General features: G+C 71.6%; 24 protein-coding genes. 13 read left to right on the top strand and 11 right to left on the bottom strand.

Going from position 1 to position 23,670, the window contains the following annotated elements:
- Window positions 1-241: 241 nt before the first annotated feature.
- On the bottom strand, window positions 242-1,117 hold the full coding sequence (locus tag BU204_RS15905) for a LysR family transcriptional regulator (RefSeq protein WP_075126464.1): 876 nt from the start codon (window positions 1,115-1,117) through the stop codon (window positions 242-244).
- Window positions 1,118-1,187: 70 nt separating this feature from the next.
- On the opposite strand from BU204_RS15905, the gene BU204_RS15900 reads away from it, so the two are divergent.
- Genes BU204_RS15900 through BU204_RS15890 form a run of 3 tightly spaced genes read left to right on the top strand, consistent with a single transcriptional unit; the run spans window position 1,188 to window position 3,365 of the window.
- Window positions 1,188-2,153, top strand: a complete 966-nt coding sequence (locus tag BU204_RS15900) for an EamA family transporter (protein ID WP_198942887.1) — start codon at window positions 1,188-1,190, stop codon at window positions 2,151-2,153.
- Entirely contained in the window at window positions 2,044-2,874 is an 831-nt protein-coding gene (locus BU204_RS15895; RefSeq protein WP_075126453.1) for an NmrA/HSCARG family protein, read from the top strand. Before BU204_RS15900 ends, BU204_RS15895 begins: the two co-directional genes overlap by 110 nt.
- 50 nt (window positions 2,875-2,924) lie before the next feature.
- Complete coding sequence (locus BU204_RS15890; RefSeq protein WP_233160351.1) at window positions 2,925-3,365, top strand: pyridoxamine 5'-phosphate oxidase family protein; 441 nt, start codon at window positions 2,925-2,927, stop codon at window positions 3,363-3,365.
- Here BU204_RS15890 and BU204_RS15885 read toward each other — a convergent pair whose 3' ends face one another.
- Window positions 3,366-3,761 carry a hypothetical protein gene (locus BU204_RS15885; RefSeq protein WP_075126451.1) on the bottom strand — a complete coding sequence of 132 codons (396 nt, stop codon included), beginning with the start codon at window positions 3,759-3,761 and terminating at the stop codon, window positions 3,366-3,368.
- Window positions 3,762-3,828: 67 nt separating this feature from the next.
- Between BU204_RS15885 and BU204_RS15880 the strand changes: the two genes are divergently transcribed.
- The gene (locus BU204_RS15880) at window positions 3,829-4,818 is read left to right on the top strand and encodes a lactonase family protein (protein WP_075126450.1); all 990 of its coding nucleotides are present in this window, start codon (window positions 3,829-3,831) and stop codon (window positions 4,816-4,818) included.
- Here BU204_RS15880 and BU204_RS15875 read toward each other — a convergent pair.
- The 9 genes from BU204_RS15875 to BU204_RS15835 form a co-directional block, all read right to left on the bottom strand.
- On the bottom strand, window positions 4,815-5,600 hold the full coding sequence (locus BU204_RS15875) for a fumarylacetoacetate hydrolase family protein (protein ID WP_075126449.1): 786 nt from the start codon (window positions 5,598-5,600) through the stop codon (window positions 4,815-4,817). The two genes, BU204_RS15880 and BU204_RS15875, sit on opposite strands and share 4 nt — an antisense overlap.
- A gap of 49 nt (window positions 5,601-5,649) precedes the next feature.
- A complete protein-coding gene (gene cimA / locus BU204_RS15870; protein WP_075126463.1) occupies window positions 5,650-7,299 on the bottom strand; it encodes a citramalate synthase in 1,650 nt (549 codons plus the stop codon).
- A 201-nt stretch (window positions 7,300-7,500) separates the two neighbouring features.
- A complete protein-coding gene (locus tag BU204_RS15865) occupies window positions 7,501-8,550 on the bottom strand; it encodes a 3-isopropylmalate dehydrogenase (protein WP_075126448.1) in 1,050 nt (349 codons plus the stop codon).
- Window positions 8,551-8,656: 106 nt separating this feature from the next.
- Window positions 8,657-10,252 carry a phosphoglycerate dehydrogenase gene (gene serA, locus BU204_RS15860; protein ID WP_075126447.1) on the bottom strand — a complete coding sequence of 532 codons (1,596 nt, stop codon included), beginning with the start codon at window positions 10,250-10,252 and terminating at the stop codon, window positions 8,657-8,659.
- 69 nt (window positions 10,253-10,321) lie between these two features.
- Window positions 10,322-11,392 (bottom strand): mechanosensitive ion channel family protein, encoded by a 1,071-nt coding sequence (locus BU204_RS15855; protein ID WP_075126446.1) that lies wholly within the window; start codon window positions 11,390-11,392, stop codon window positions 10,322-10,324.
- A gap of 45 nt (window positions 11,393-11,437) precedes the next feature.
- Entirely contained in the window at window positions 11,438-11,731 is a 294-nt protein-coding gene (locus BU204_RS15850) for a DUF397 domain-containing protein (protein WP_075126445.1), read from the bottom strand.
- A 60-nt stretch (window positions 11,732-11,791) separates the two neighbouring features.
- Window positions 11,792-12,805 (bottom strand): ketol-acid reductoisomerase, encoded by a 1,014-nt coding sequence (gene ilvC / locus BU204_RS15845; RefSeq protein WP_075126444.1) that lies wholly within the window; start codon window positions 12,803-12,805, stop codon window positions 11,792-11,794.
- A 50-nt stretch (window positions 12,806-12,855) separates the two neighbouring features.
- Entirely contained in the window at window positions 12,856-13,362 is a 507-nt protein-coding gene (gene ilvN / locus BU204_RS15840; RefSeq protein ID WP_075126443.1) for an acetolactate synthase small subunit, read from the bottom strand.
- Between the two features lie 11 nt (window positions 13,363-13,373).
- On the bottom strand, window positions 13,374-15,218 hold the full coding sequence (locus tag BU204_RS15835; RefSeq protein WP_075126442.1) for an acetolactate synthase large subunit: 1,845 nt from the start codon (window positions 15,216-15,218) through the stop codon (window positions 13,374-13,376).
- A 260-nt stretch (window positions 15,219-15,478) separates the two neighbouring features.
- On the opposite strand from BU204_RS15835, the gene BU204_RS15830 reads away from it, so the two are divergent.
- The 9 genes from BU204_RS15830 (at window position 15,479) to BU204_RS15795 (ending at window position 23,642) form a co-directional block, all read left to right on the top strand.
- Entirely contained in the window at window positions 15,479-15,943 is a 465-nt protein-coding gene (locus BU204_RS15830) for a PH domain-containing protein (RefSeq protein WP_083661349.1), read from the top strand.
- Window positions 15,944-15,956: 13 nt separating this feature from the next.
- Window positions 15,957-17,801 carry a dihydroxy-acid dehydratase gene (ilvD, locus tag BU204_RS15825; RefSeq protein ID WP_075126440.1) on the top strand — a complete coding sequence of 615 codons (1,845 nt, stop codon included), beginning with the start codon at window positions 15,957-15,959 and terminating at the stop codon, window positions 17,799-17,801.
- A gap of 125 nt (window positions 17,802-17,926) precedes the next feature.
- Window positions 17,927-18,016, top strand: a complete 90-nt coding sequence (locus BU204_RS42265) for a putative leader peptide (protein ID WP_408608014.1) — start codon at window positions 17,927-17,929, stop codon at window positions 18,014-18,016.
- A gap of 108 nt (window positions 18,017-18,124) precedes the next feature.
- Entirely contained in the window at window positions 18,125-19,819 is a 1,695-nt protein-coding gene (locus tag BU204_RS15820) for a nitrite/sulfite reductase (RefSeq protein ID WP_075126439.1), read from the top strand.
- On the top strand, window positions 19,816-19,983 hold the full coding sequence (locus tag BU204_RS15815; protein WP_075126438.1) for an Insertion element protein: 168 nt from the start codon (window positions 19,816-19,818) through the stop codon (window positions 19,981-19,983). Before BU204_RS15820 ends, BU204_RS15815 begins: the two co-directional genes overlap by 4 nt.
- Window positions 19,980-20,684, top strand: coding sequence for a phosphoadenylyl-sulfate reductase (locus tag BU204_RS15810; protein ID WP_075126437.1), 705 nt, complete (start codon window positions 19,980-19,982; stop codon window positions 20,682-20,684). Before BU204_RS15815 ends, BU204_RS15810 begins: the two co-directional genes overlap by 4 nt.
- Window positions 20,597-21,613, top strand: a complete 1,017-nt coding sequence (gene cysD / locus BU204_RS15805; RefSeq protein ID WP_408608013.1) for a sulfate adenylyltransferase subunit CysD — start codon at window positions 20,597-20,599, stop codon at window positions 21,611-21,613. The genes BU204_RS15810 and cysD overlap by 88 nt, the downstream gene beginning before the upstream one ends.
- Window positions 21,613-22,890 (top strand): sulfate adenylyltransferase subunit 1, encoded by a 1,278-nt coding sequence (locus BU204_RS15800; protein ID WP_075126435.1) that lies wholly within the window; start codon window positions 21,613-21,615, stop codon window positions 22,888-22,890. Before cysD ends, BU204_RS15800 begins: the two co-directional genes overlap by 1 nt.
- The gene (locus BU204_RS15795; RefSeq protein ID WP_075126434.1) at window positions 22,890-23,642 is read left to right on the top strand and encodes a sirohydrochlorin chelatase; all 753 of its coding nucleotides are present in this window, start codon (window positions 22,890-22,892) and stop codon (window positions 23,640-23,642) included. The genes BU204_RS15800 and BU204_RS15795 overlap by 1 nt, the downstream gene beginning before the upstream one ends.
- The last annotated feature ends 28 nt before the right edge of the window (window positions 23,643-23,670 follow it).

Below are 23,670 nucleotides of genomic sequence, written 5' to 3'. Positions count from 1 at the left end.
AAAGCCGAGCCGCACAAAGCCGAGCCGCACAAAGCCGAGCCGGCAGGCCCAGTGCGAGCCCGGCCAGGCTGAACCCGCCCCACCAGCTGCCTACTCCCCCCGGGCTCCCTCGCACAGGCCGTCCCGTAGCTCCGGGCCACCGGTGTCCAGGGTCGAGCGAAGCGAGATCGCGTCAGCGACGCCCGAAGGGCGCCCTTTACACCGGTGGCCCGGAGTACGACACTCCCCGGCCGAGGGAGCCTCACTCAACCCCCACCCCCAACACCTCCAAGAACGCCGACCCCGCCGGCGCACGCCCGAACCGGCTCCAGACGACGTACTCCACCCGCCCCGGCGCATCCGCGACCTCAACCGTCACCACCCCACTCAACTGCGGCGCATAAGCGGCAGGAAGCATCGCCACCCCCAACCCCTGCCCCACCAACCGATCGATGAAGTCCGCCGTAGTCACCTCGAACGCCACCTCCCGCCGAAGCCCAGCCGCCGCGAACGCCTGGTCCGACTGAACACGCCCAGCCGTCCCCGCCGGCAGGTCGACGAACACCTCCTCGGCCAACCGCCGAAGCTCCACCACCGACTCCCCGGCAAGCGGATGCCCCGGTGCGACCACGGCGACAAGCCGGTCCCGCCCCAACTCGTGCGCACCCACCCCGTGCGGCCGAGCAGTGGTCGGCAACCCAAGAAAAGCCACGTCAAGCACCCCCTGGCGCACCTGCTCCACCAGATCCTCACTGGCCCCCACCCGCAACCCGATCCGCACCCGCGGATACCGCCGACGGAACTCCCCAAGCGCCGCCGGAAGGTCAACCGCCGCCACGGTCGGGATCAATCCCACCGCCAGCCGCCCCCGTACCTCCCCCACCGCCGCCGCGGCCTCGGCGACCGCGCGCTCGGCCGCCGCCAGGCACTGCCGGGCAGCGGGGAGGAACGCCTCCCCGGCCCCCGTGAGCCGCACCCGCCGACTGGTGCGCTCGAAGAGCGGCGCACCCAACTCCCGCTCCAACCGCGCGATCTGATGGCTGAGCGCCGACTGCACCACATGACACCGCTCCGCGGCCCGAGTGAAGCTGTTCGTCTCGGCGACGGCGATCACGTACCGCATCTGCTGAAGCTCCATGCATCTATCTTCCTCATAGATCGATGCGGTGAAAAACATGCATTGGACTCATTGATCACGCCCCGGTGAGATCGAAGGCGTGACAAACCCCGCACTGACCGCCCTCGCGCCCGCCGTGTGGGGCACGACCTACGTCGTCACCACCGAGCTCCTCCCACCCGGGCACCCCCTCTTCGCCGGCCTCCTGCGGGCGTTGCCCGCCGGCCTGGTCGCCCTGGCGATCACCCGCGTACTGCCGAGGGGACGGTGGTGGGGCAAGGCCACGGTGCTCGGTGTGCTGAACATCGGCCTGCTGCTGCCGCTGCTGTTCGTCGCTGCCGAACGCCTCCCCGGCGGTGTGGCCGCCACGCTGGCCGCGGCGCAACCCCTGATCGTCGCCGTCCTCGCGGTGCCTGTCCTGCACGAACGCCTGTCGGCCCGACGGCTGTTCTGGGGCGTGGCCGGCGTGGTCGGGGTCGGGCTCGTGGTGATCGGACCGAGCGCGGCGCTCGACGCGGGCGGCATCGTGGCCGGGCTCGCGGCGGCGGCCTCGATGGCGCTCGGCGTGACGCTCACCAAGCGGTGGGGCCGACCGCCCGGGGCGAGTCCCACGACCTTCGCCGGCTGGCAGCTTACCGCGGGCGGGCTGTTCCTGCTGCCGGTGACGTTCCTCGCCGAGGGGTCGCCGCCTGCGATCGACGCGCCCGCCGCTCTCGGCTACCTGTGGCTGGGGCTGGTCGGCGGCCTGATCGCCTACGTGCTGTGGTTCCGCGGCCTCACCACGCTGCCGGTGACCTCGGTCGCCGTCCTCAGCCTGCTCTCTCCGCTGGTCGCCGCGGTCCTCGGCGCCGTCCTGCTCGACCAGACCCTCGGCCCGGTCCAGCTCCTGGGCTTCGGGCTCTCCCTCGCCGCGATCGTCGCGGCCCAGCTCCCCGAAAGGACAATCGATGTCGAACACGAGGACGGTCCTGGTCACGGGCGCGACCGGCGGCCAGGGTGGCGCCGTCGCGCGTCGGCTGCTGCACGCCGGGTGGGCGGTCCTGGCCCTCGTCCGTGATCCGGGCTCGCCGCGGGCCAGGATCCTGGAGGCGCTCGGCGCGCGGCTGGTCACCGGCGACCTCGACGACCCGGCGTCGCTGCGCGCCGCCGTGCGCGACGTGCACGGCGTGTTCAGCGTGCAGCCCGACGACCCGGCACTCGAGGTGCGGCGGGGCAGGAACGTCGCCGACGCCGCCGCGGCCGCCGGCGTCGAGCACCTGGTGTACAGCTCGGTCGGCGGTGCGGAGCGCCGTTCGGGCGTGGCGAACTTCGAGACCAAGGCCGAGATCGAGGCCCACATCGACGCGCTCGGCCTGCCCGCGACGGTGCTGCGGCCGGTGTTCTTCATGGAGAACTGGCTCTCGGTGCTGGCCCCGGCCGGGAACCGGAAGCGGGTCGGCTCGATCGCCCTGGCCCCGGAGACCAGGCTGCAGATGATCGCGCTCTCCGACATCGGCCGGATCGCCGCGGACGCGTTCGACAACCCGGCCGAGCTCCTCGGCAGGAAAATCGAGATCGCCGGGGACGAGCTACCGGTGCGAGAGGTCGCCGAGGTCTTCACCGCGGTGGACGGCGTCCCGACGCGGATCGAGCGAGGACCGGCCGAACAGCTCGCCGACATGTTCGCCTGGTTGGACGAGGAGGGCTACCGGGCTGACCTACCCGCGCTCCGCGAGCGGTACCCGGGCCTGCTGCCCCTCGAGGCGTGGTTGCGCCACACGCGTGGCGAAGTCACCTAGATTGGGGACATGGGAAAGTCTCACCCAAGGGCCGCGACGGCAGCCTGGTCGTGCTCGACGACCTCACGCTGGCCTACCTCGACTTCGGCGGCAGCCACGCCGAGACCATCGCCCACCTGCGGGAGAACGGCCGCGTCACGATGATGTGGTGTGCGTTCAGCGGCCCGCCGAAGGTGCTGCGGGTGCACGGCCGCGGCGAGCCGGTCTTCCGCGACGACCCGCGATGGGAGACCCTGATCCCGCACTTCGCCGCCGCCGACGGCCCCGCCGCCAGGGCGATCATCCTCGTCCACGCGACGATGGTCAGCGACAGCTGCGGCTTCGCGGTGCCGTTCATGGACTACCGGGCCGAACGCACCCAGCACGCCGAGTACTTCGCCCGCAAGACCGACAGCGAGTTCGCCGCCTACTGCGCGAAGAAGCCGCATGTCGACACCAGCATCGACGGCCTGCCCGCCCTCCCGCTCCCGTTACCCGACAGAACCGCCTGACTACCGCAGGTCTCCCTTGGCCATGGGCACGGGCGTGCGCGACACCAGGCCGAACTCGCTGGCGAGACCCACGGCGGGGTTGAGGCGCAGGACGACGGTCCGCCCGCCGAGCGGGGTGTTCTCCTCACCGACCCGGTAGGACAGCGACGGCCGCTCGGACTCGGGGCTCTGCTCGGTGACCACGCCGCCGAAGATCTCCCGCGCCGCGAGCCAGGTCAGCTCGATCTGGCCGGGGCCGGTCCGGCGCCAGTGGAAGTAGGCGATGTCCGCGTAGTCCGGGCGGCTGAACTGGTACCACCCGTCCCCGCTGGCGAGGAAGCCGAAGGCCTCGTCCTCGAACGTGCTGTGGTGCAGCCCCGACGCCTTCGACGACCACTCGCCGACCAACTCGTCCATGCCGCCATTCTCCACGCGAGCACAGTGGACGGCCGCCGACCCTGGTCACACCCCGATAGGGTGTGGCATGTTCTATGTCGGCTGCTACACCTCCGCCAGCGACGGCAACGGCACCGGGATCACCGCCCTGCGCGCGGACCCGTCCGGCGACCTCACGGTCGTCGCCGAGGTGGCGATGGCCTCGCCCTCCTGGCTTGCCAGGCATCCGACCGCGCCGGTGCTGTACGCGGCCAACGAGTCGGCGGACGGCGGGATCACCACGGTGTCCCTCGACACGTTCGAGGTCGTCGACCGGGTGTCCTCCGGCGGCGCGGACCCCTGCCACCTCGCGGTCACCCCGGACGAGCGCTTCCTGCTGTGCGCCAACTACTCGAGCGGCAGCCTCGCGGTGTTCGGCCTCGACGCCGCGGGCAGCGTCACCGGTCGGACCGAGCTGGTCGAGCACTCCGGCAGCGGCCCCGTCGCCGACCGCCAGGAGGCCGCGCACGTGCACATGGCCGTGTCCGTGGAGACTCCCGCGGGGACGCTGGTGTCGGCGGTCGACCTGGGCACCGACGAGATCCACACCTACCTGCTGTCCGGGGCGGGCACCCTGGAGCCGGTCGCGGTGTCCGCGATGCCGCCGGGCACCGGGCCGCGCCAGCTGGTGCGCCGGCCCGGCACCGACCTGGCCTACGTGCCCGGCGAGCTGTCCGGCACCGTGGTCACCGTCCGCGAGGGTCCGGCCGGCACCTTCACCCCGATCGACGTGACCGGGGCGACGGCGCGGCCCTACCCCGACGGCCCCAACCACGTCGCCCACGCGCAGATCGTCGGCGAGCGGCTGTACGTGTCGAACCGGGGACCGGACCGGGTGACCGAGTTCGACCTGTCCGGCGCCACCCCCGCCGCGCTGGTCGACCATCCCAGCGGCGCCTTCCCACGCCACTTCACGATCACCGACGGGGTCTGCCACGTCGCCGCCCAGCGCGACGACGCGATCGTCTCGTTCCCACTGACCGGCGGTGAGCCGCGCCGGTTCCGCACCGGCACGCCCACCTGCGTGATCGTCGGCTAGACCCGCTGGACCACCGGGTTGCTCAACGTCCCGAGCCCCTCGATCGTGATCGACACGGTCTGGCCGGGCTCCATCGGGCCGACCCCGGCCGGGGTGCCGGTGAGGATGACGTCCAGCGGCCGCAGCGTCATCACCGCGGAGATGTACTCGATCAGGGCCGGGACGTCGTGCAGCAGCAGCGAGGTGCGCGAGTCCTGCTTGACCTCACCGTCGAGCTCGGTGCGGATCGCCACGTCCGAGGGGTCGAAGTTCGTCTCGATCCACGGGCCGAGCGGGCAGAACGTGTCGTGGCCCTTGGCCCTGGTCCACTGGCCGTCGGCCTTCTGCTGGTCGCGCGCCGTCACGTCGTTGGCGATCGTGTAGCCGAGTACCGAGGCCATCGCCCGCTCCGCGGGGATGTCCCGGCCGCCCACGCCGATCACCACGGCCAGCTCGGCCTCGAAGTCCACCCGGGACGAGTCCGGCGGGAGTTTGATCTCCGCGCCGGGGCCGATCACCGCGGTGTTCGGCTTGAGGAACATGATCGGCGCCTCGGGCACCTCGTTGCCCAGCTCCGTCGCGTGCTCGGCGTAGTTGCGGCCGATGCACACGATCTTCGGCGGCAGGAACGGGGTGAGCAGGCGGACGTCGGCCAGCGGCCAACGGGTGCCGGTGAACGTCGGGTCGGTCCAGGGTGTCGTGTTGGGATCGTTGGCGATCTCCACCGCGACGAGGTCGTCCCCCTCGCCGTGGATGGCGGCGAACGCGACACCGGTCGGTGAGGCAACTCGAGCAATACGCACGCCAGCAGCGTACTGACGACCCGGTGGTGCCCCCGGCGCGGGCGCGGCGTCAGGACCCGACCGGGTGGCTCGCCCGGAAGGCCTTGTGCACCAAGGCGTCGCACAGCGCCAGCCAGCTGGCCTCGACGATGTTGCCGTGTACCCCGACCGTCGTCCACTCGCGCTCCCGGTCGGTGGACTCGACCAGCACCCTGGTGACGGCGTCGGTGCCGGGCCGGTCGGTGAGGATGCGCACCTTGTAGTCGGTCAGCGCCACCTCGTCCAGCCACGGCAGGTGCGGGCGCAGCGCCTCGCGCAGCGCCGCGTCCAGCGCGTGCACCGGGCCGTTGCCCTCCGCGGTCGCGATCGCCCGTGCGTCCCCGACGTGGACCTTGACCGTCGCCTCGGACACCACCACCCCGTCGGCTCGGTGGTCGAGGATCACCCGGTAGGACTCCAGGGCGAACGGCGGGGTCTCCACAGTGGCCAGTTCGGCGGGGACGCCTTCGGCGCTGGCGAGCTCCCTGCGCAGCAACAGCTCCAACGACGCGTCGGCGGCCTCGAACGACCAGCCGCGCGACTCCAACTCCTTGACCCTGCGCACCGCGCTGGTCAGCGCGGCCGGCTGGCCGGCCAGGTCGATCCCGAGCTCACGTCCCTTGAGCTCGAGACTGGCCCGGCCGGCCATCTCGGTGACCAGGACCCGCATGTCGTTGCCGACCACCTCGGGGTCGATGTGGTTGTACAGCAACGGGTCCACTTTGATCGCGCTCGCGTGCAGCCCCGCCTTGTGGGCGAAGGCCGACGCCCCGACATAGGCCTGGTGGGTGTCGGGGGCGAGGTTCGCGATCTCGGCGAGGGCGTGCGAGACCCTCGACAGCTCGGGCACGCAGTGCGCCGGGATCACCGGCATACCGAGCTTGGTGACGAGGTTGCCGACCACCGCGAACAGGTCCGCGTTCCCGGCCCGCTCGCCGTAGCCGTTGGCGGTGCACTGGACGTGGGTCGCGCCGGCCTGCACCGCGGCGACGCTGTTGGCCACCGCGCAGCCCGTGTCGTCCTGGCAGTGGATGCCCACCCGGAACCCGGTCCGTGCGATCACCTCGCCGACGGTGTCGGCGAGCCGCAGCGGCAGCTGTCCCCCGTTGGTGTCGCAGAGCACCGCGACGTCGGCACCGGCCTCGACACCCGCGGTGAGCACCCGCAGCGCGCAGTCCGGGTCGTGGGCGAAGCCGTCGAAGAAGTGCTCCGCGTCGAGGAACACCCGCCGCCCCTCGCCGACCAGGAAGGCGACCGTGTCGCGGACCATCGCGGCGGCCTCGGCGGCATCGGTCCGCAGCGCCCGCTCGATGTGCCGCACGTCGGACTTGGCGACCAGCGTGACCACCGGCGCCGCGGAGTCCAGCAACGCCCGGACCTGGGGGTCCTGGTCGGCCTTGGCACCGGGCCGGCGGGTCGCGCCGAACGCGACCAGCGCAGCGTGCCGCAGCTGGAGGTCACCCGCCGCGGCACGGGCGAAGAACTCGGTGTCGGTGGGCAGCGCCCCCGGCCAGCCGCCCTCGATGAAGCCGACGCCCAACTCGTCGAGCAGCCGCGCGACGGCCAGCTTGTCGGCCAGCGAGTAGGTGATGCCCTCCCGCTGCGCCCCGTCCCGCAACGTCGTGTCGAACACGTGGAACGAGTCGCCGAGCGGGGTCTCGGCCGGGGTCGTGCGAGTCACGACGTATCCCTTCACCAGCTGTACCAGGGCACAAAAAAACCTCCCGCGGGGGATGCAGGAGGTCAGCGCGTCGGTTCCGGAATCGGCTATCCGACGCGCCCATCGATAATGATCACGCTGAAAGTGGTCACGGTCGCATGGTGCCACAACGGGCCCGCGCGTACCAACGCGCGGGCCCGTTGTCCTACAGCGTGGGACTCCTCAGAGCTCGGCTCCGGTGGTGGGGTTGTTGGAGGAGACCAGGGCGGCCAGCCGGTCGCCGATGGCGTAGGTGCTGCCGGGCGAGGGGTGGTCCCGCGTCGCCAGGTCGAACGCGACCGACGCCTCGATCCGGCGGGCGGCCTCGTGCTCGCCGAGGTGGTCGAGCAGCAGCGCGACCGACAGCACCGCGGCCGTCGGGTCGGCGACCCCCTGGCCGGCGATGTCCGGGGCACTGCCGTGGACCGGCTCGAACATCGACGGGTTGCGCCGGGTGATGTCGATGTTCCCGCTCGCCGCGAGCCCGATACCGCCGGTCACGGCGGCCACCAGATCGGTGAGAATGTCCCCGAACAGGTTGTCGGTGACGATCACGTCGAAGCGGCCGGGGTCGGTCACCATGTGGATCGTCGCCGCGTCCACGTGCTGGTAGGCCACCGTCACGTCGGGGTGCTGCAGCGACACCTCCTCCACGACCCGCGACCACAGCGACCCGGCGTGGGTGAGCACGTTGGTCTTGTGCACGAGCGTGAGGTGCTTGCGGGGCCTGGCGACCGCCCGCGCGAACGCGTCGCGCACCACCCGCTCGACACCGTAGGAGGTGTTGACGCTGACCTCGGTGGCGATCTCGTACGGGGTGTCCTTGCGCAGCAGGCCGCCGTTGCCCGCGTAGAGGCCCTCGGTGCCCTCGCGGATCACCAGCATGTCGATCTCGCCGGGGCTGGCCAGCGGGCTGGAGACCCCCGGGTAAAGCCTTGCCGGGCGGAGGTTGACGTGGTGGTCGAGCTCGAAGCGCAGCCGAAGCAGCAGCCCGCGCTCGAGGATGCCGCTGGGTACCGACGGGTCGCCGACGGCGCCGAGCAGGATCGCGTCGTGCTGGCGCAGCTCGCCGAGGACCGACTCGGGCAGCAGCTCCCCCGTCGAATGCCACCGGGCGGCCCCGAGGTCGTACTTCGTCACCTCGACATCGGGAACCACCTCACCCAGCACCTTGAGCGCCTCGGCGATCACTTCTGGCCCGATCCCGTCGCCGGGGATCACCGCGAGCCGCATGCACACCTCCCGGAATTTTCGGGCTCAGTTGTCCAGGCGAAGGTTACCGGCACAGTGACCGAACTCCGCTGCTGGCCACCCGACTAGGTGGTGTCGCGGGTGTTTCTCAGCCGAAGTCGACAGCCCGGATGACCGTCGCACGTACCGCGGCACCGATCGACTCCAGCACGGAGTGGTCGACCGGCCGGTCCACCCGCAGCAGCATCATGGCGTCCGCGCCGCCACTCGTCTGGCTGATCTGGGCCGCCTCGACGTTGATCCCGGCGCCGCCGAGCAGGGTTCCCACGGTGCCCATGACACCGGGTCGGTCCGCGTACTCGAGCACCAGCAGCACGCCCTCGGCCCGCAGGTCGAACCCGCGGTTGTTCACCTCGACGATCTTCTCGACCTGAGCGAGGCCGCTGAGCGTGCCGGAGACGTTGAGGATGGTTCCGTCCGCGTAGCCGGCGCGCAGCGTGACGAGGCTGCGGTAGTGCGTGCTCTCCGACTCCTTCTGCAGGGTGACCTCGACGCCGAGCTCCTCGGCGAGCCGGGGCGCGTTGACGAACGTCACCTGGTCGGCGACCACACCGCTGAACACACCCCGCATCGCGGCGAGCGGCAGCACCTGCACGTCCTCATTGGACAGTTCACCGCGGACCTCGATGTTGATGGAGGTCGGCGTGTTACCGCTCAGGGCGGCCAGAACCGCACCGAGCTTCTGGGTGAGGGGCAGGAACGGCCGCACCTCCTCGCCGACGGCGCCGCCGGCGACGTTGACCGCGTCCGGCACGAAGTCGCCGCGCAGCGCGAGCAGAACCGAACGGGCGACGTCGGTCCCGGCCCGGTCCTGGGCCTCGCCGGTGGACGCGCCGAGATGCGGTGTCACCACGACGTTGGGCAGCTCGAACAGCGGGCTCGAGGTCGTCGGCTCGGTGGCGAAGACGTCCACGCCGGCACCACCCACCTGACCCTCGCGCACCGCGTCGGCCAGCGCCTCCTCGTCGATCAGCCCGCCCCGCGCGGCGTTGACGATCAGCACGCCGCGCTTGGTCTTGGCCAGCTGGTCGGCGCCGATGAGCCCCTTGGTCTCGGGCGTCTTGGGCAGGTGGATGGAGATGATGTCGGCCCGGGCCAGCAACTCCTCCAGCTCGACCAGCTCGATTCCCAGCTGGGCGGCCCGCTGCGGGGACACGTAGGGGTCGTAGGCGATCAGCTCGGTGCCGAAGGAGGCGAGACGCTGGGCGAACAGCTGGCCGATCTTTCCCAGGCCGACGACGCCGACCGTCTTGCCCCAGATCTCCACGCCGGAGAACGCACTGCGCTTCCACTCCCCGGCGCGCAGGCTGGCGTCGGCCGGCGGGATGCGTCGGGCCAGCGAGAGCAGCAGCGCGACCGCGTGCTCGGCGGCCGAGACGATGTTCGAGGTAGGCGCGTTGACGACGAGCACGCCGCGGGCGGTCGCCGCGGGCACCTCGACGTTGTCCAGACCGACGCCGGCGCGGGCGACGACCTTGAGCCGGTTGGTCGAGGCGAACACCTCGGCGTCCACCTTCGTGGCGGAGCGCACCAGCAACGCGTCCGCCTCGGCGACCGCGGACAGCAGTGCTGTGCGGTCCGTGCCGTCGACGTGGCGGACCTCCACCTCGTCACCGAAGACTTCGAGCGTCGACGGCGCGAGCTTCTCGGCGATCAGGACAACGGGGCGGCTTGACTGGGTCACGGCGCGAGCTCCATACATTGCCGGTTGTTGGGGGCGCGGTTACGGCGCTGTAACCAACCTGCGGGCAGTCTAGGAGGTCAGGCGAACCGTCCCACCATCCGGTGAGCCAACCGACATCGGCTCGGTGCGCAGCCTGGGCAGGGCGTCCGGCTTCCGGTCGCGAACCCAGCCCACGAGGCGTTCCCGCACGTGACAGCGCAGGTCCCAGAGGGTCGGCGCGTCACTCGCGCTGACCAGTGCGCGTACCCGGACGAGTGAGTGGGTGGCGTCGGTGACCTGGAGAACGCACTCCCGACCGTCCCACAGATTGGTACTTTCGAGTATTTTCCGCAGTTCTCCGCGCATCTCCTCGACCGGCACCGCCCAGTCGAGGTCGAGCTCGACCGTGCCGAGCAGCGCGGCCTCGTGCCGGGTCCAGTTCTCGAACGGCTGCGACATGAAGTGCGAGGTGGGTAACACCAGCCGGCGGTCGTCCCAGATGCGCACGACGAGGTAGGTCAGCGTGATCTCCTCGATCCGGCCCCACTCCCCCTCGACGATGACCACGTCGTCGAGCCGGATGGCGTCGCTGAACGCGATCTGCAGCCCGGCGAACACGTTGCCCAGCAGCGACTGCGCGGCCAGCGCGGCGATCGCCCCGATGACCCCGGCCGAGGCGAGCAGGCTCGTCCCGGCCGCGCGGGCGGCGGGGAAGGTCATCAGCATGGCCGCCAGCGCGAGCACCGCGACCGCGGCCACCGTGACCCGGCGTACCAGGGTGACCTGGGTCTTCACCCGCCGCGCGTGCCGGTTGTCCCGCTCGTCGATCCGCAGCCGGGACAGGGCCGTGTGCTCCATGGCGACGAGCACTCCGCCGAGCAGCCAGGCCCCGCTGGCGATCAGGAGCAGGGTCAGCACGTGGCTCACCGGTTCCCGCCAGCCCTCCGGCAGCTCCGGTCCCACGACCGCCCGCAACACGACCAGCAGCCCGAACAGGCGGAACGGCCGGTGGGTGTGGTCGACGAGCCCGTCGAGCACCGGAACGCGCCGAGCGAGCCGGCGCAGCAGACGACGCAGCAGGTACTCGAAGGTCAGAAAGACCGCGAAGGCGCCGGTGGCGACGGCACCGACGACCAGCATCCGGTGCCAGGTGTCAGACATAGCCCGCCTCTCCGGATTCTTGCGGGCCTCCAGCCAATTCCGCCTCTACCAGGGTTCGTCGAACTCGCCGGCTTTGGCGCCGGCGACAAAGGCGTCCCACTCCGACTCGGTGAACACCAGCACGGTGTCGTCCGGCCCGGTGTGCTTGGAGTTGCGCATCGCGATGTAGGTCTTGCCGTCGGTGTGCGGGACGAACGCGATCTCGACGTACTCACCGTCGGGGTCGGCGTCCGGCTCCGCGGCTCGTTGCCACTCGGCTTCGGTCAGGTCCAGCTTGCCGCGGACGTGCGCCTTGTCGTCGTAGATGGGTGCACTCGCGCGGGTCCCCTCGTCACTCACAGCGACAAACCTACCCTGGAGGCCTCCGATCCGCCGGCCGGAGGCCTCCAGGGGCGTCGGTCAGGCCGTCTCGGTGATCGGGCGGTCGACCCAGGACATCAGGCCGCGCAGCTTGCGGCCGACCTCCTCGATCGGGTGCTGCTCGCCGGCCTCCACCAGCTTGGCGAAGTTGGGCCGGCCCGCGTCGTCCTCGGCCACCCACTCCTTGGCGAAGTCGCCGTTCTGGATCTCGCCGAGGATCTTGCGCATCTCCTCGCGCACCGTGTCGGTGATCACCCGCGGGCCGCGGGTGACGTCGCCGTACTCGGCGGTGTCGGAGATCGAGTAGCGCATACGGGCGATGCCGCCCTCGTACATCAGGTCGACGATCAGCTTGAGCTCGTGCAGGCACTCGAAGTAGGCGACCTCCGGCGCGTAGCCCGCGTTCACCAGGGTCTCGAACCCGGCCTGCACCAGCGCGGTGGTTCCACCGCAGAGCACGACCTGCTCGCCGAACAGGTCGGTCTCGGTCTCCTCCTTGAACGTCGTCTTGATGACGCCGGCCCGGGAGCCACCGATGCCCTTGGCGTAGGCCAGCGCCAGCGCCTGCGCCGAGCCGGAGGCGTCCTGCTCCACCGCGATCAGGCAGGGCACGCCCTTGCCGTCGACGAACTGGCGGCGCACCAGGTGCCCGGGGCCCTTCGGCGCGACCATCGCGACGTCCACGTTGGACGGCGGGGTGATCAGGCCGTAGCGGATGTTGAAGCCGTGCCCGAAGAACAGCGCGTCGCCGTCGTTGAGGTTCGGCGCGATGTCCTCGGCGTAGATCTTCCGCTGGCTGGTGTCCGGCGCGAGGATCATGATCAGGTCGGCCCACTCGGAGACCTCCGCCGGCGTGCCGACGGTCAGGCCCTCCTCCTCGGCCTTGGGCCGCGACTTCGACGACGCGGGCAGTCCGATCCGGACGTCCACACCGGAGTCGCGCAGCGAGAGGGCGTGCGCGTGGCCCTGGCTGCCGTAGCCGATCACCGCGACGCGGCGGCCCTGGATGATCGAGAGGTCCGCATCGTCGTCATAGAAGATCTCGACTGCCATGCTGGTGAGTACTTCCTTCCTTGGGTGAGCCTTGAAGTGTGGGAGCAGAACTAGCGAACGCCGGTAGCGGTGATCGAGCGCGGGCCGCGGCCGATGGCGACCATCCCGGACTGCACCATCTCGCGCACCCCGTACGGCTCGAGCATGCGCAGCAACGCCTCCAGCTTGTCCGCGGTGCCGGTGGCCTCCACGGTCAGCGCCTCCGGGGACACGTCCACCACCTTCGCGCGGAACAGCTGCACGGTCTCCAGTACCTGGGTCCGCACCGTCGCGTCGGCCCTGACCTTCACCAGCAGCAGCTCGCGCTGGACCGAGACACCCGGGTCCAGCTCCACGATCTTGATGACGTTCACCAGCTTGTTGAGCTGCTTGGTCACCTGCTCGAGCGGTAGCTCGTCGACCGCGACCACGATCGTCATCCGGGACACGTCGGCGTGCTCGGTCGGGCCGACGGCGAGGGACTCGATGTTGAAACCGCGCCGGGAGAACAGGCCGGCCACGCGGGCCAGCACACCGGGCTTGTTCTCGACCAGGACGGACAGGGTGTGAGAGCTCATCGTCGCTCCTCTCAGTCCTCGTCGAACAGCGGGCGGATGCCGCGCGCGGCCATGATCTCGTCGTTGCCGGTGCCGGCGGCCACCATCGGCCACACCTGGGCGTCCTTGCCGACCACGAAGTCGATCACGACCGGCCGGTCGTTGATCTCCATCGCCCGGTTGATCACCCGGTCGACGTCCTCTTTGGACTCACAGCGTAGACCGGCGCAGCCGAGCGCCTCGGCGAGCAGGGTGAAGTCCGGGATCCGGTGCTTGTGCGTACCGAGGTCGGTCTGGGAGTAGCGCTCGGAGTAGAAGAGGTTCTGCCACTGCCGGACCATGCCCAGGTTGCCGTTGTTGATCACGGCGACCTTGATCGGCGCGCCCTCGATGGCACAGGTCGCGAGCTCCTGGTTGGTCATCTGGAAGCAGCCGTCGCCGTCGATGGCCCAGACCACCCGGTCGGGCATGCCGAACTTGGCGCCCATCGCGGCCGGCACGGCGAAGCCCATCGTGCCGAGCCCGCCCGAGTTGATCCAGGTGGCCGGCTTCTCGTAGGAGATGAACTGCGCCGCCCACATCTGGTGCTGGCCGACGCCGGCGGTGTAGATCGCGTCCGGGCCGGCGATCTGGCCGATCCGCTGGATCACGTACTGCGGGGAGAGCGCACCGTCGCCCGGCCACTCGTAGCCCAGCGGGAAGGTCTCGCGGATGCCGTCCAGCTGCTGCCACCACGCGCTCAGGTCGGCCCGCGTGCCGCCGTTGTCGTACTCGGCCCGCACGGCGGCGGTCAGCTCGGCGATGATCTCCTTGCAGTCGCCGACGATCGGCACGTCGGCCCGGCGGTTCTTGGAGATCTCGGCCGGGTCGATGTCCGCGTGCACGATCTGTGCGTCCGACGCGAACGAGGCGAGCTGACCGGTCACCCGGTCGTCGAACCGGGCGCCGAGCGCGATCAGCAGGTCGGCCTTCTGCATGGCGGCGACCGCGGCGACCGTGCCGTGCATGCCGGGCATGCCCAGGTTCTGCCGGTGCGAGTCGGGGAAGGCGCCGCGGGCCATCAGCGTGGTGACCACCGGGATGCCGGTCAGCTCGGCCAGCGTCGCGAGCTCGGCCGAGGCGGACGCCTTGATCACGCCGCCGCCGACGTAGAGCACCGGCCGCCGGGCGGCCGCGATCAGCTTCGCGGCCTCGCGGACCTGCTTGCCGTGCGGTCGGGTGGTCGGCTTGTAGCCGGGCAGGCGCAGCTCCGGCGGCCAGGAGAACGAGGTGGCCTCCTGGAGCACGTCCTTGGGAATGTCGACCAGCACCGGGCCGGGCCGGCCGGTGGCGGCGAGATGGAAGGCCTCGGCGATCGTGCGCGGGATCTCCGCGGGGTCGGTCACCAGGAAGTTGTGCTTGGTGATCGGGATCGTGATCCCGCAGATGTCGGCTTCCTGGAAGGCGTCGGTGCCGATGAGGGCACGCGTCTGCTGGCCGGTGATCGCGACGACCGGCACCGAGTCCATGTTGGCGTCGGCGAGCGGGGTGACGAGGTTGGTCGCCCCGGGGCCGGAGGTCGCCATGCACACGCCGACCTTGCCGGTGGCCTGCGCGTAGCCGGTCGCCGCGTGCCCGGCGCCCTGCTCGTGGCGGACCAGGACGTGCCGGACCTTGGTCGAGTCGAGCAGCGGGTCGTAGGCGGGCAGGATCGTGCCCCCGGGAATACCGAACACCACCTCGACGCCTACCGCCTCGAGCGACCGGACGAGCGACTGCGCGCCCGTCACCCGGACGGGTGTACCCGTCGGGGGCGCTGGCTTGGGTCTGGCTCCTGGGGTCCGTGCCGGCCCCGGGGTGGGCACGACCGGGGTCGGCCGCTGTGTCGCACTGGTCATCGGCTTCAGCCTCTGGTGTTATCGGTGATAGCGCAGTGGTCGCGGACTCAGGCTCTCACGCATGAAAAAACCCCCGCCGACCGTGTGGGTCGTACGAGGGTCGCGCGTTCGACGCAGCCTGACTTCCTCAGCGTCGAACGCGCTGGGGAAGTACGAGACCGGTCTGCATGGGCACGCCCGAGACGCTAGTGCGTGGGCAGTACAGCGTCAACACCGTGGGAACGTGATCCCACCTATTGGGCGGTGGCACAATTGCGAGAGTGACCACCGCGCAGCAGCAGACCCCCTCCCGGCTCGTCTTCCGCACCCCCGCGACGGCGGTTCTGGGTGGCCTGCTGCTGATCGTGACGATGACCCCGTTCGCCTCGGCCTCGCCGTGGCTGCTGCCGGCCTACCTCGTCCCGCTCGGCCTCATCGCCGCGGTACTGCGGCTGCGCACGACCGCCGACGCCGACGGCCTGGTCGTGCGCACCCTGTTCCGGCGGCGCCGGCTGCCCTGGAGCGACATCCGCGCGCTGCGCCTGTCCGAGCGGTCCTGGGTCCGAGCGGTGCTCACCAGCGGGACGGAGCAACCGCTGCCGTCGGTGCGTACCCACCACCTGCCCGCGCTCGCGCTGATCAGCGGCGGCCGCCTGGACGACCCCACCGCGCCGCCCGCCAGCGCTCCCGAGACGGAGTCCGGGACCGCATCCCAAGCACCAGCGGCCGCCACGGCCGACGACTAGGACTGGAGGAGCCGTGCCCGAGCTCCGCTCACGCATCACCACCCACGGTCGCAACGCTGCCGGTGCCAGGGCCCTGTGGCGGGCCACCGGCATGACCGACAGCGACTTCGGCAAGCCGATCGTGGCGATCGCCAACTCCTACACCCAGTTCGTGCCCGGCCACGTGCACCTGCGCGACCTCGGCGACATCGTCGCCGAGGCCGTCAGCGCGGCCGGCGGCACGGCGCGGGAGTTCCACACGATCGCCGTGGACGACGGGATCGCGATGGGCCACGGCGGCATGCTCTACTCGCTGCCCTCGCGGGAGATCATCGCCGACAGCGTGGAGTACATGGTCAACGCGCACGCCGCCGACGCGCTGGTGTGCATCTCGAACTGCGACAAGATCACCCCGGGGATGCTCAACGCCGCGATGCGGCTCAACATCCCGACGGTGTTCGTCTCCGGCGGCCCGATGGAGGCCGGCAAGGCCGTCGTCGTCGACGGCGTCGCGCACCCGTCCTCGGACCTGATCACGGCGATCGCGGCCTCGGCCAACGACAGGGTCGACGACCTCGGGCTCTCCGAGGTGGAGCGCTCGGCCTGCCCGACCTGCGGCTCGTGCTCGGGCATGTTCACCGCGAACTCGATGAACTGCCTGACCGAGGCGCTGGGCCTGGCCCTGCCCGGCAACGGCTCGACGCTGGCCACCCACGCCGCCCGCCGGGACCTGTTCTCCCGCGCCGGCACCACGGTCATGGAGCTCGCCCGGCGCTGGTACGCCGAGGACGACGCCACCGCGCTGCCGCGCTCGATCGCCACCCGGGCCGCGTTCGTCAACGCGATGGCGTTGGACATGGCCATGGGCGGGTCGACGAACACCGTGCTGCACATCCTCGCCGCGGCCCGCGAGGGCGAGGTGGACTTCACGCTGGCCGACATCGACGCGATCAGCCGGCGGGTGCCCTGCCTGTCGAAGGTGAGCCCCAACTCCGACTACCACATGGAGGACGTCCACCGGGCCGGCGGCATCCCGGCCATCCTGGGCGAGCTGTGGCGGGCGGGGCTGCTGGAGGAGGACGTGCACACGATCCACAGCCCGACCATGGCGGAGTGGCTGTCGACCTGGGACGTCCGCGCGGCGTCCCCCGCGCCGGAGGCCGTGGAGCTGTACCACGCCGCCCCCGGCGGGGTCCGCACCACCCAGGCGTTCTCCACGGCCAACCGCTGGTCCTCCCTGGACACCGACGCCGCGGGCGGGTGCGTGCGCGACGTCGAGCACGCGTACACCGTGGAAGGCGGGCTGGCCGTGCTGCGCGGCAACCTGGCCGAGAACGGCGCGGTGATCAAGGCGGCGGGCATCGACGAGGAGCTGTTCCGCTTCGAGGGCCCGGCCCGTGTGGTGGAGAGCCAGGAGCAGGCCGTGTCCGTGATCCTCAACCGGGAGATCCAGCCGGGCGAGGTGCTGGTGGTCCGGTACGAGGGCCCCGCCGGTGGTCCCGGCATGCAGGAGATGCTGCACCCGACGGCGTTCCTGAAGGGCGCGGGCCTCGGCCAGAAGTGCGCCCTGATCACCGACGGCCGCTTCTCCGGCGGGACCTCCGGTCTCTCGATCGGCCACATCTCCCCGGAGGCCGCGGGCGGCGGCACGATCGGCCTGGTCGAGGACGGCGACCGGATCCTCATCGACGTGCACGAGCGCCGGCTGGAGCTGCTGGTCTCCGACGAGGTGCTGGCCGACCGGCGGGCCAAGATGGACAGCAGCGAGCGGCCCTGGCAGCCCCGGGACCGCCAACGCCCGGTCACCGCAGCGCTGCGCGCCTACGCCCGCCTCGCCACCGACGCCTCCCAGGGCGCGGTCCGCGACCCCAGCCGCTGAGCCTCGTGTCTCGAGAGCCCCCCGTTCGGGTGAAACGGGGGGCTCTCGCATATGAGCTGGGTCACCGTTTCTCACGATGCGGATGCCGGTAGACCAACAGGTGGACCCGTGGCACGCTGAACCACGTGTCAGCAGCGACCGAAGTCCGCCTCGTGGCCAGGCGTCACGTGGACTTCGTTCGCGTCTCCAGCGCGATGTGCCGACGCGTCAGGTAACCGCGCGCCGCGTTGTCGTGTCAGCCGGCGCCGGGTGCGCCGAGTCGACTCCCACCTTCCCGGGATCTCACGGCGTGTCCGAACGCCCAGAACTCGGAGGTCGGACGGGTGTCAACTCCCACCACGCCGCGCAGGGCATCAGCCGGGCGGGGCAACACCCGGCGCGGCGAGGGGCAGTGGGCGCTCGGCTACCGCGAGCCGCTCAACCCCAACGAGCGGAGCAAGCGCGACGACAACCCGCTCAACGTCCGCGCCCGGATCGAGAACATCTACGCCCACACCGGTTTCGCCGGCATCGACCCGGCCGACCTCCGCGGGCGGTTCCGCTGGTACGGCCTCTACACCCAGCGCCGGCCCGGCATCGACGGCGGCCGCACGGCCACGCTGGAGCCGGAGGAGCTCGACGACGAGTACTTCATGCTCCGCGTCCGGATCGACGGCGGCGCGGTCAGCACCGAGCAGCTCACGGTCATCGGTGAGCTCTCCCAGACCTACGCCCGCGACACCGCCGACATCACCGACCGGCAGAACATCCAGTACCACTGGATCCGCATCGAGGACATGCCGGCGGTGTGGGCGAGGCTCGAGGGTGTCGGCCTCACCACGATGGAGGCCTGCGGCGACAGCCCCCGGGTGATCCTCGGTTCCCCCGTCGCCGGGATCGCCGAGGACGAGATCATCGACGGCACCCCGGCGATCGAGGAGATCACCCGCCGCTTCGTCGGCGACCCGGCCTTCGCGAACCTGCCCCGCAAGTTCAAGACCGCGATCTCGGGTCTGCCCGACGTGGCCCACGAGGTGCACGACGTCGCGTTCGTGGGCGTCCGGCACCCCGAGCACGGGCCGGGCTTCGACGTCTGGGTCGGCGGGGGCCTGTCCACCAACCCGATGATCGGCCAGCGGCTCGGCACCTGGGTCCCGCTGGACGAGGTGGCCGAGGTCTGGGCCGGCGTGATCAGCGTCTTCCGCGACTACGGCTACCGGCGGCTGCGCAACCGCGCCCGGCTCAAGTACCTGGTCAAGGACTGGGGCGCGGCACGGTTCCGCGAGGTGCTGGAGACCGAGTACCTCAAGCGCCCGCTGATCGACGGGCCCGCCCCCGAGGTCCCGGAGCTGCCGCGCGACCACGTCGGGGTCCACCCCCAGCGTGACGGCAACTTCTACGTGGGGGCGGCGCCGGTCGCCGGCCGGGTCTCCGGCTCGACGCTGGTGGCCGTGGCCAAGGCGGCCGAGCGGGTCGGCTCCAACCGAGTCCGGTTCACCCCGCAGCAGAAGCTGGTCGTGCTCGACGTGGCGGAGGCGGAGGTGGCGGGGCTGCGTGCCGAGCTCGCCGCGCTCGGCCTGCAGACCGACCCCTCGCCGTGGCGGCGCGGGGTGATGGCCTGCACCGGTATCGAGTTCTGCAAGCTCGCCATCGTCGAGACCAAGGCCCGCGCGGCGACCCTGGTGGCCACCCTGGAGGAGCGGCTGGCCGACATCACCAGTGCGGTGACCGCGCCGGTCAGCGTGCACATCAACGGCTGTCCCAACTCCTGCGCCCGCATCCAGACCGCCGACATCGGGCTCAAGGGCCAGATCGTCACCGACGAGGACGGCCGCCAGGTGGAGGGCTTCCAGGTCCATCTCGGCGGCGGCCTGGGCCTCGACGCCGGCTTCGGCCGCAAGCTGCGCGGCCACAAGGTCACCGCCGAGGAGCTGCCGGCCTACGTCGAGCGCGTCGTACGCCACTTCGTCGCCCAGCGCGGGCCGCAGGAGCGGTTCGCGCAGTGGGTGGCCCGCGCGGACGACGCGGACCTGCGATGACCGAGCGCGCCACCCCCTTCTACTGCCCCTACTGCGGCGACGAGGACCTTCGCCCGCAGGAGGAGTCGCACGCGGCCTGGCTGTGCACCGGCTGCCGGCGCGTGTTCACCGTGAAGTTCGTCGGTCTCAACCTGGCCACCGAGCATGCGGAGGCGACAACGTGACCACCACGACCAGAACGGCGGAGGAGCTGGCCGCCCTCGCCGGCCGCGCCGCGGTCGACCTGGCCGGCGCGACGGCCGAGGAGACGCTGGCCTGGACCGCGGCCGAGTTCGGACCGCGGTTCATCGTCGCGTCGAACATGCAGGACGCGGTGCTGATCGACCTCGCGGTCCGGGCCCGGCCCGACGTCGATGTGCTGTTCCTGCAGACCGGCTACCACTTCGCCGAGACCATCGGGACCCGCGACGCGATCGCGCTGACCTACCCGCGGATCAGGATCGTCAACGCGGAGGCCGAGCAGTCGGTCGCCGACCAGGAGGCCGAGTTCGGCCCGCTGAACCGGACGGCCCCGGACCGCTGCTGCCACCTGCGCAAGGTCGTGCCGCTGCGGCGGACGCTGGCCAGGTACGAGGCGTGGGTCACCGGCGTGCGCCGGGTCGACGCGCCCACCAGGGCGAACACCCCGATCGTCGACTGGGACGAGCGCAACGGGCTGGTGAAGGTGAACCCGATCGCCGCCTGGTCGGACGCGGAGTTCAACGCATACATCCAGGCCAACGGGATCCTCGAGAACCCGTTGGTGTCCGAGGGTTACCTGTCGATCGGCTGCGCGCCGTGCACCGCCAAACCGCTGCCGGGCGCCGACCCCCGCAGCGGCCGGTGGGCCGGCCTGGCCAAGACCGAATGTGGGTTGCACGGATGACAGTCACAGCCGACCGCACGACCGCACCGAGGACGCTCACCCTCGACGCCCTGGGCCGCCTGGAGTCCGAGGCGATCCACATCATGCGCGAGGTGGCCGGCGAGTTCGACCGGCCGGTGATCCTGTTCTCCGGCGGCAAGGACTCCACCGTGCTGCTGCACCTGGCGGTGAAGGCCTTCTGGCCGGCGCCGGTGCCCTTCCCGCTGCTGCACGTGGACACCGGGCACAACTTCGACGAGGTCATCGAGTTCCGCGACCGCGTGGTGGCGCGGTACGGGCTGCGGCTGGTCGTCGCGCGCGTGCAGGACTGGATCGACGACGGCCGGCTCGCCGAGCGCCCGGACGGCACGCGCAACCCACTGCAGACGGTGCCGCTGCTCGACACGATCGGCGAGCACCGGTTCGACGCGGTGTTCGGCGGCGGGCGCCGGGACGAGGAGCGGGCCAGGGCCAAGGAGCGGATCTTCAGCCTGCGCAACGCGTTCGGGCAGTGGGAGCCGCGCCGGCAGCGCCCGGAGCTGTGGAACCTCTACAACGGCCGGCACCGCCCGGGCGAGCATGTGCGGGTGTTCCCGCTGTCGAACTGGACCGAGCTCGACGTGTGGCGCTACATCGCACGCGAGGACATCGAGCTGCCGTCGATCTACTACGCGCACGAGCGCGAGGTGTACCTCCGCGACGGGATGTGGCTGACCGCCGGGCCCTGGGGTGGGCCCCGCGAGGGCGAGACCGTGGAGCGCAGGACGGTCCGCTACCGCACGGTGGGCGACGGCTCCTGCACCGGCGCCGTGGCGTCCACCGCGTCGACGCTGGACGAGGTGATCGCGGAGGTCGGGGCGAGCCGGCTGACCGAGCGTGGGGCCACCCGCGCCGACGACCGGCTGAGCGAGGCAGCGATGGAGGACCGCAAGCGGGAGGGCTACTTCTGATGGGCGACCTGCTCCGGCTCGCGACGGCCGGCAGCGTCGACGACGGAAAGTCCACCCTGGTGGGGCGCCTGCTGTACGACACCAAGTCCGTCCTGGCCGACCAGCTGGACGCCGTACACCGGGCGAGCGTCGACAAAGGACTGTCTACTCCGGACTTGTCGTTGCTGGTGGACGGACTGCGCTCGGAGCGGGAGCAGGGCATCACCATCGACGTCGCGTACCGCTACTTCGCCACCCCGCGGCGGACCTTCGTCCTGGCCGACACCCCCGGCCACGTCCAGTACACCCGCAACACGGTGACCGGAGCCTCCACCGCGCAGCTCGCGATCCTGCTCGTGGACGCGCGCAAGGGTGTGGTCGAGCAGACTCGGCGGCACGCCGCGGTTCTCGCGCTGCTGGGGGTGCCGCGGCTGGTGCTCGCGGTGAACAAGATCGACCTGACGGAGTACGACCAGGGCACGTTCGAGGTGATCGCGAAGGAGTTCGCCACCTACGCCGCGGCACTGGGCTACACCTCCGACACCGTCCGCACGATCCCGGTCTCCGCGCTGGTCGGTGACAACGTGGTCGACGTCTCGGACCGCACGCCCTGGTACACCGGCCCGACCCTGCTCGAGCACCTGGAGACGGTGCCGGTGGAGCCGGACCCGCACGAGGCCCCGTTCCGCTTCCCCGTGCAGTACGTGATCCGCCCGCGCACACCCGAGCACCCGGACTACCGCGGCTACGCCGGCCAGGTCGCGGCCGGCACCGTCCGGCTGGGTGAGGAGGTCGTCGTGCTGCCCGGCGGCTCACGCACCCGGGTGGCCCGGATCGACACCCGCGACGGGGAGCTGGCCGAGGCCGTCGCGGGCGCCTCGGTGACCCTGTTGCTCGAGCACGAGATCGACATCTCCCGGGGCGACCTGCTCGCGGCCGCGGACGACCCGCCGGTGCTCACCGACGAGCTGGACGCGACGCTGGCCTGGCTCGCCGACAAGCCGCTGCGCCCGGGCGCGCGGGTGCTGGTCAAACACGGCGCCCGCACCGTGCCGGCGATCGTCGGCGAGCTGCGCACGCGCTTCGACGAGCAGAAGCTGTCCACGACCGAGTACCCGGAGTCGTTGGCGCTCAACGAGATCGGTCAGGTCTCGGTGCGCACGGCGGAGCCGGTGCCGGTCGACGAGTACCGCACGCACGGGCGCACCGGCGCGTTCCTGGTGATCGACCCGGGCGACGGCACGACGCTGGCAGCGGGTCTCGTCGGCGCGCCGCTTCCCGTGCTGGGCACGAGCTGATGGCGCCACCGCTCGTCGCCGTCGCACACGGCAGCCGCGACCCCCGCAGCGCGGCCACCGTCTCCGCGCTGGTGGAGGTGCTCCGCCTGCGCGCCCCGGAGCTGGACGTGCGGGCGGCGTTCCTCGACCTGTCCGCGCCGCGGCTGCCCGACGTGCTGACCGCGCTGCACCGCGAGGGCCACCGCGACGTCGTCGTCGTGCCGCTGCTGCTCGGCACGGCCTTCCACGCCAGGGTGGACCTCCCCGCCCTGGTGGCCGAGGCCACGGCACGGCTGCCGCGCCTGTCGGTCGCGGTGTCCGGTGTGCTCGGCCCCGATCCCCGGCTGCCCGCGCTCGCCCTGCGCCGCCTGGCCCAGGCCGGCGCGTACCCCGGCGAGGACGGGCTAGGCGTGGTCCTCGCCGGCGCGGGCTCCTCACACGCTCCGGCGAACGCGGTCGTGGCCGCGGTGGCGGCGGAGTGGGCCGGCTCGTTGGGCTGGGCCGGTGTCACAGCGGCCTTCGCCAGCGCCGCCCGGCCCGACGTGCCGGCCGCGGTGGAGCTGCTCCGCGCCGCCGGCGCCCGGCGATTGGCCGTCGCGTCCTGGTTCCTGGCGCCCGGCCGGCTGCCCGACCGGGTCGCCGCGTTGGCCCGCGCCGCCGACCCGGACGTGGTCCTCGCCGAACCGCTCGGTCCGGACCCGCTGCTCGCCGACCTGGTTCTGGACCGCTTCGCCGAGGCGGCCGCGAGCTACGCCGGTCTCCGCTACGCCTGATCGGCACGTTGTGCGGCGACGGCGGGCC

The sequence above is a fragment of the Actinophytocola xanthii genome (assembly GCF_001921205.1).
Classification (GTDB): Bacteria; Actinomycetota; Actinomycetes; order Mycobacteriales; family Pseudonocardiaceae; genus Actinophytocola; species Actinophytocola xanthii.
The sequence above is the reverse complement of the archived record's forward strand: the minus strand, read 5'-3'. Positions and strand labels throughout refer to the sequence as shown.

Excerpts from the sequence above, each read along its gene's own strand:
- BU204_RS15855 (WP_075126446.1), bottom strand. The coding sequence starts at position 11,392 with ATGTCTGACACCTGGCACCGGATGCTGGTCGTCGGTGCCGTCGCCACC.
- BU204_RS15880 (WP_075126450.1), top strand. The coding sequence starts at position 3,829 with ATGTTCTATGTCGGCTGCTACACCTCCGCCAGCGACGGCAACGGCACC.
- BU204_RS15885 (WP_075126451.1), bottom strand. The coding sequence starts at position 3,761 with ATGGACGAGTTGGTCGGCGAGTGGTCGTCGAAGGCGTCGGGGCTGCAC.
- BU204_RS15905 (WP_075126464.1), bottom strand. The coding sequence starts at position 1,117 with ATGGAGCTTCAGCAGATGCGGTACGTGATCGCCGTCGCCGAGACGAAC.
- ilvC (WP_075126444.1), bottom strand. The coding sequence starts at position 12,805 with ATGGCAGTCGAGATCTTCTATGACGACGATGCGGACCTCTCGATCATC.
- BU204_RS15835 (WP_075126442.1), bottom strand. The coding sequence starts at position 15,218 with ATGACCAGTGCGACACAGCGGCCGACCCCGGTCGTGCCCACCCCGGGG.
- BU204_RS15800 (WP_075126435.1), top strand. The coding sequence starts at position 21,613 with ATGGGCGACCTGCTCCGGCTCGCGACGGCCGGCAGCGTCGACGACGGA.
- BU204_RS15865 (WP_075126448.1), bottom strand. The coding sequence starts at position 8,550 with ATGCGGCTCGCGGTGATCCCCGGCGACGGGATCGGGCCAGAAGTGATC.
- BU204_RS15895 (WP_075126453.1), top strand. The coding sequence starts at position 2,044 with ATGTCGAACACGAGGACGGTCCTGGTCACGGGCGCGACCGGCGGCCAG.
- BU204_RS15815 (WP_075126438.1), top strand. The coding sequence starts at position 19,816 with ATGACCGAGCGCGCCACCCCCTTCTACTGCCCCTACTGCGGCGACGAG.
- ilvN (WP_075126443.1), bottom strand. The coding sequence starts at position 13,362 with ATGAGCTCTCACACCCTGTCCGTCCTGGTCGAGAACAAGCCCGGTGTG.
- BU204_RS15795 (WP_075126434.1), top strand. The coding sequence starts at position 22,890 with ATGGCGCCACCGCTCGTCGCCGTCGCACACGGCAGCCGCGACCCCCGC.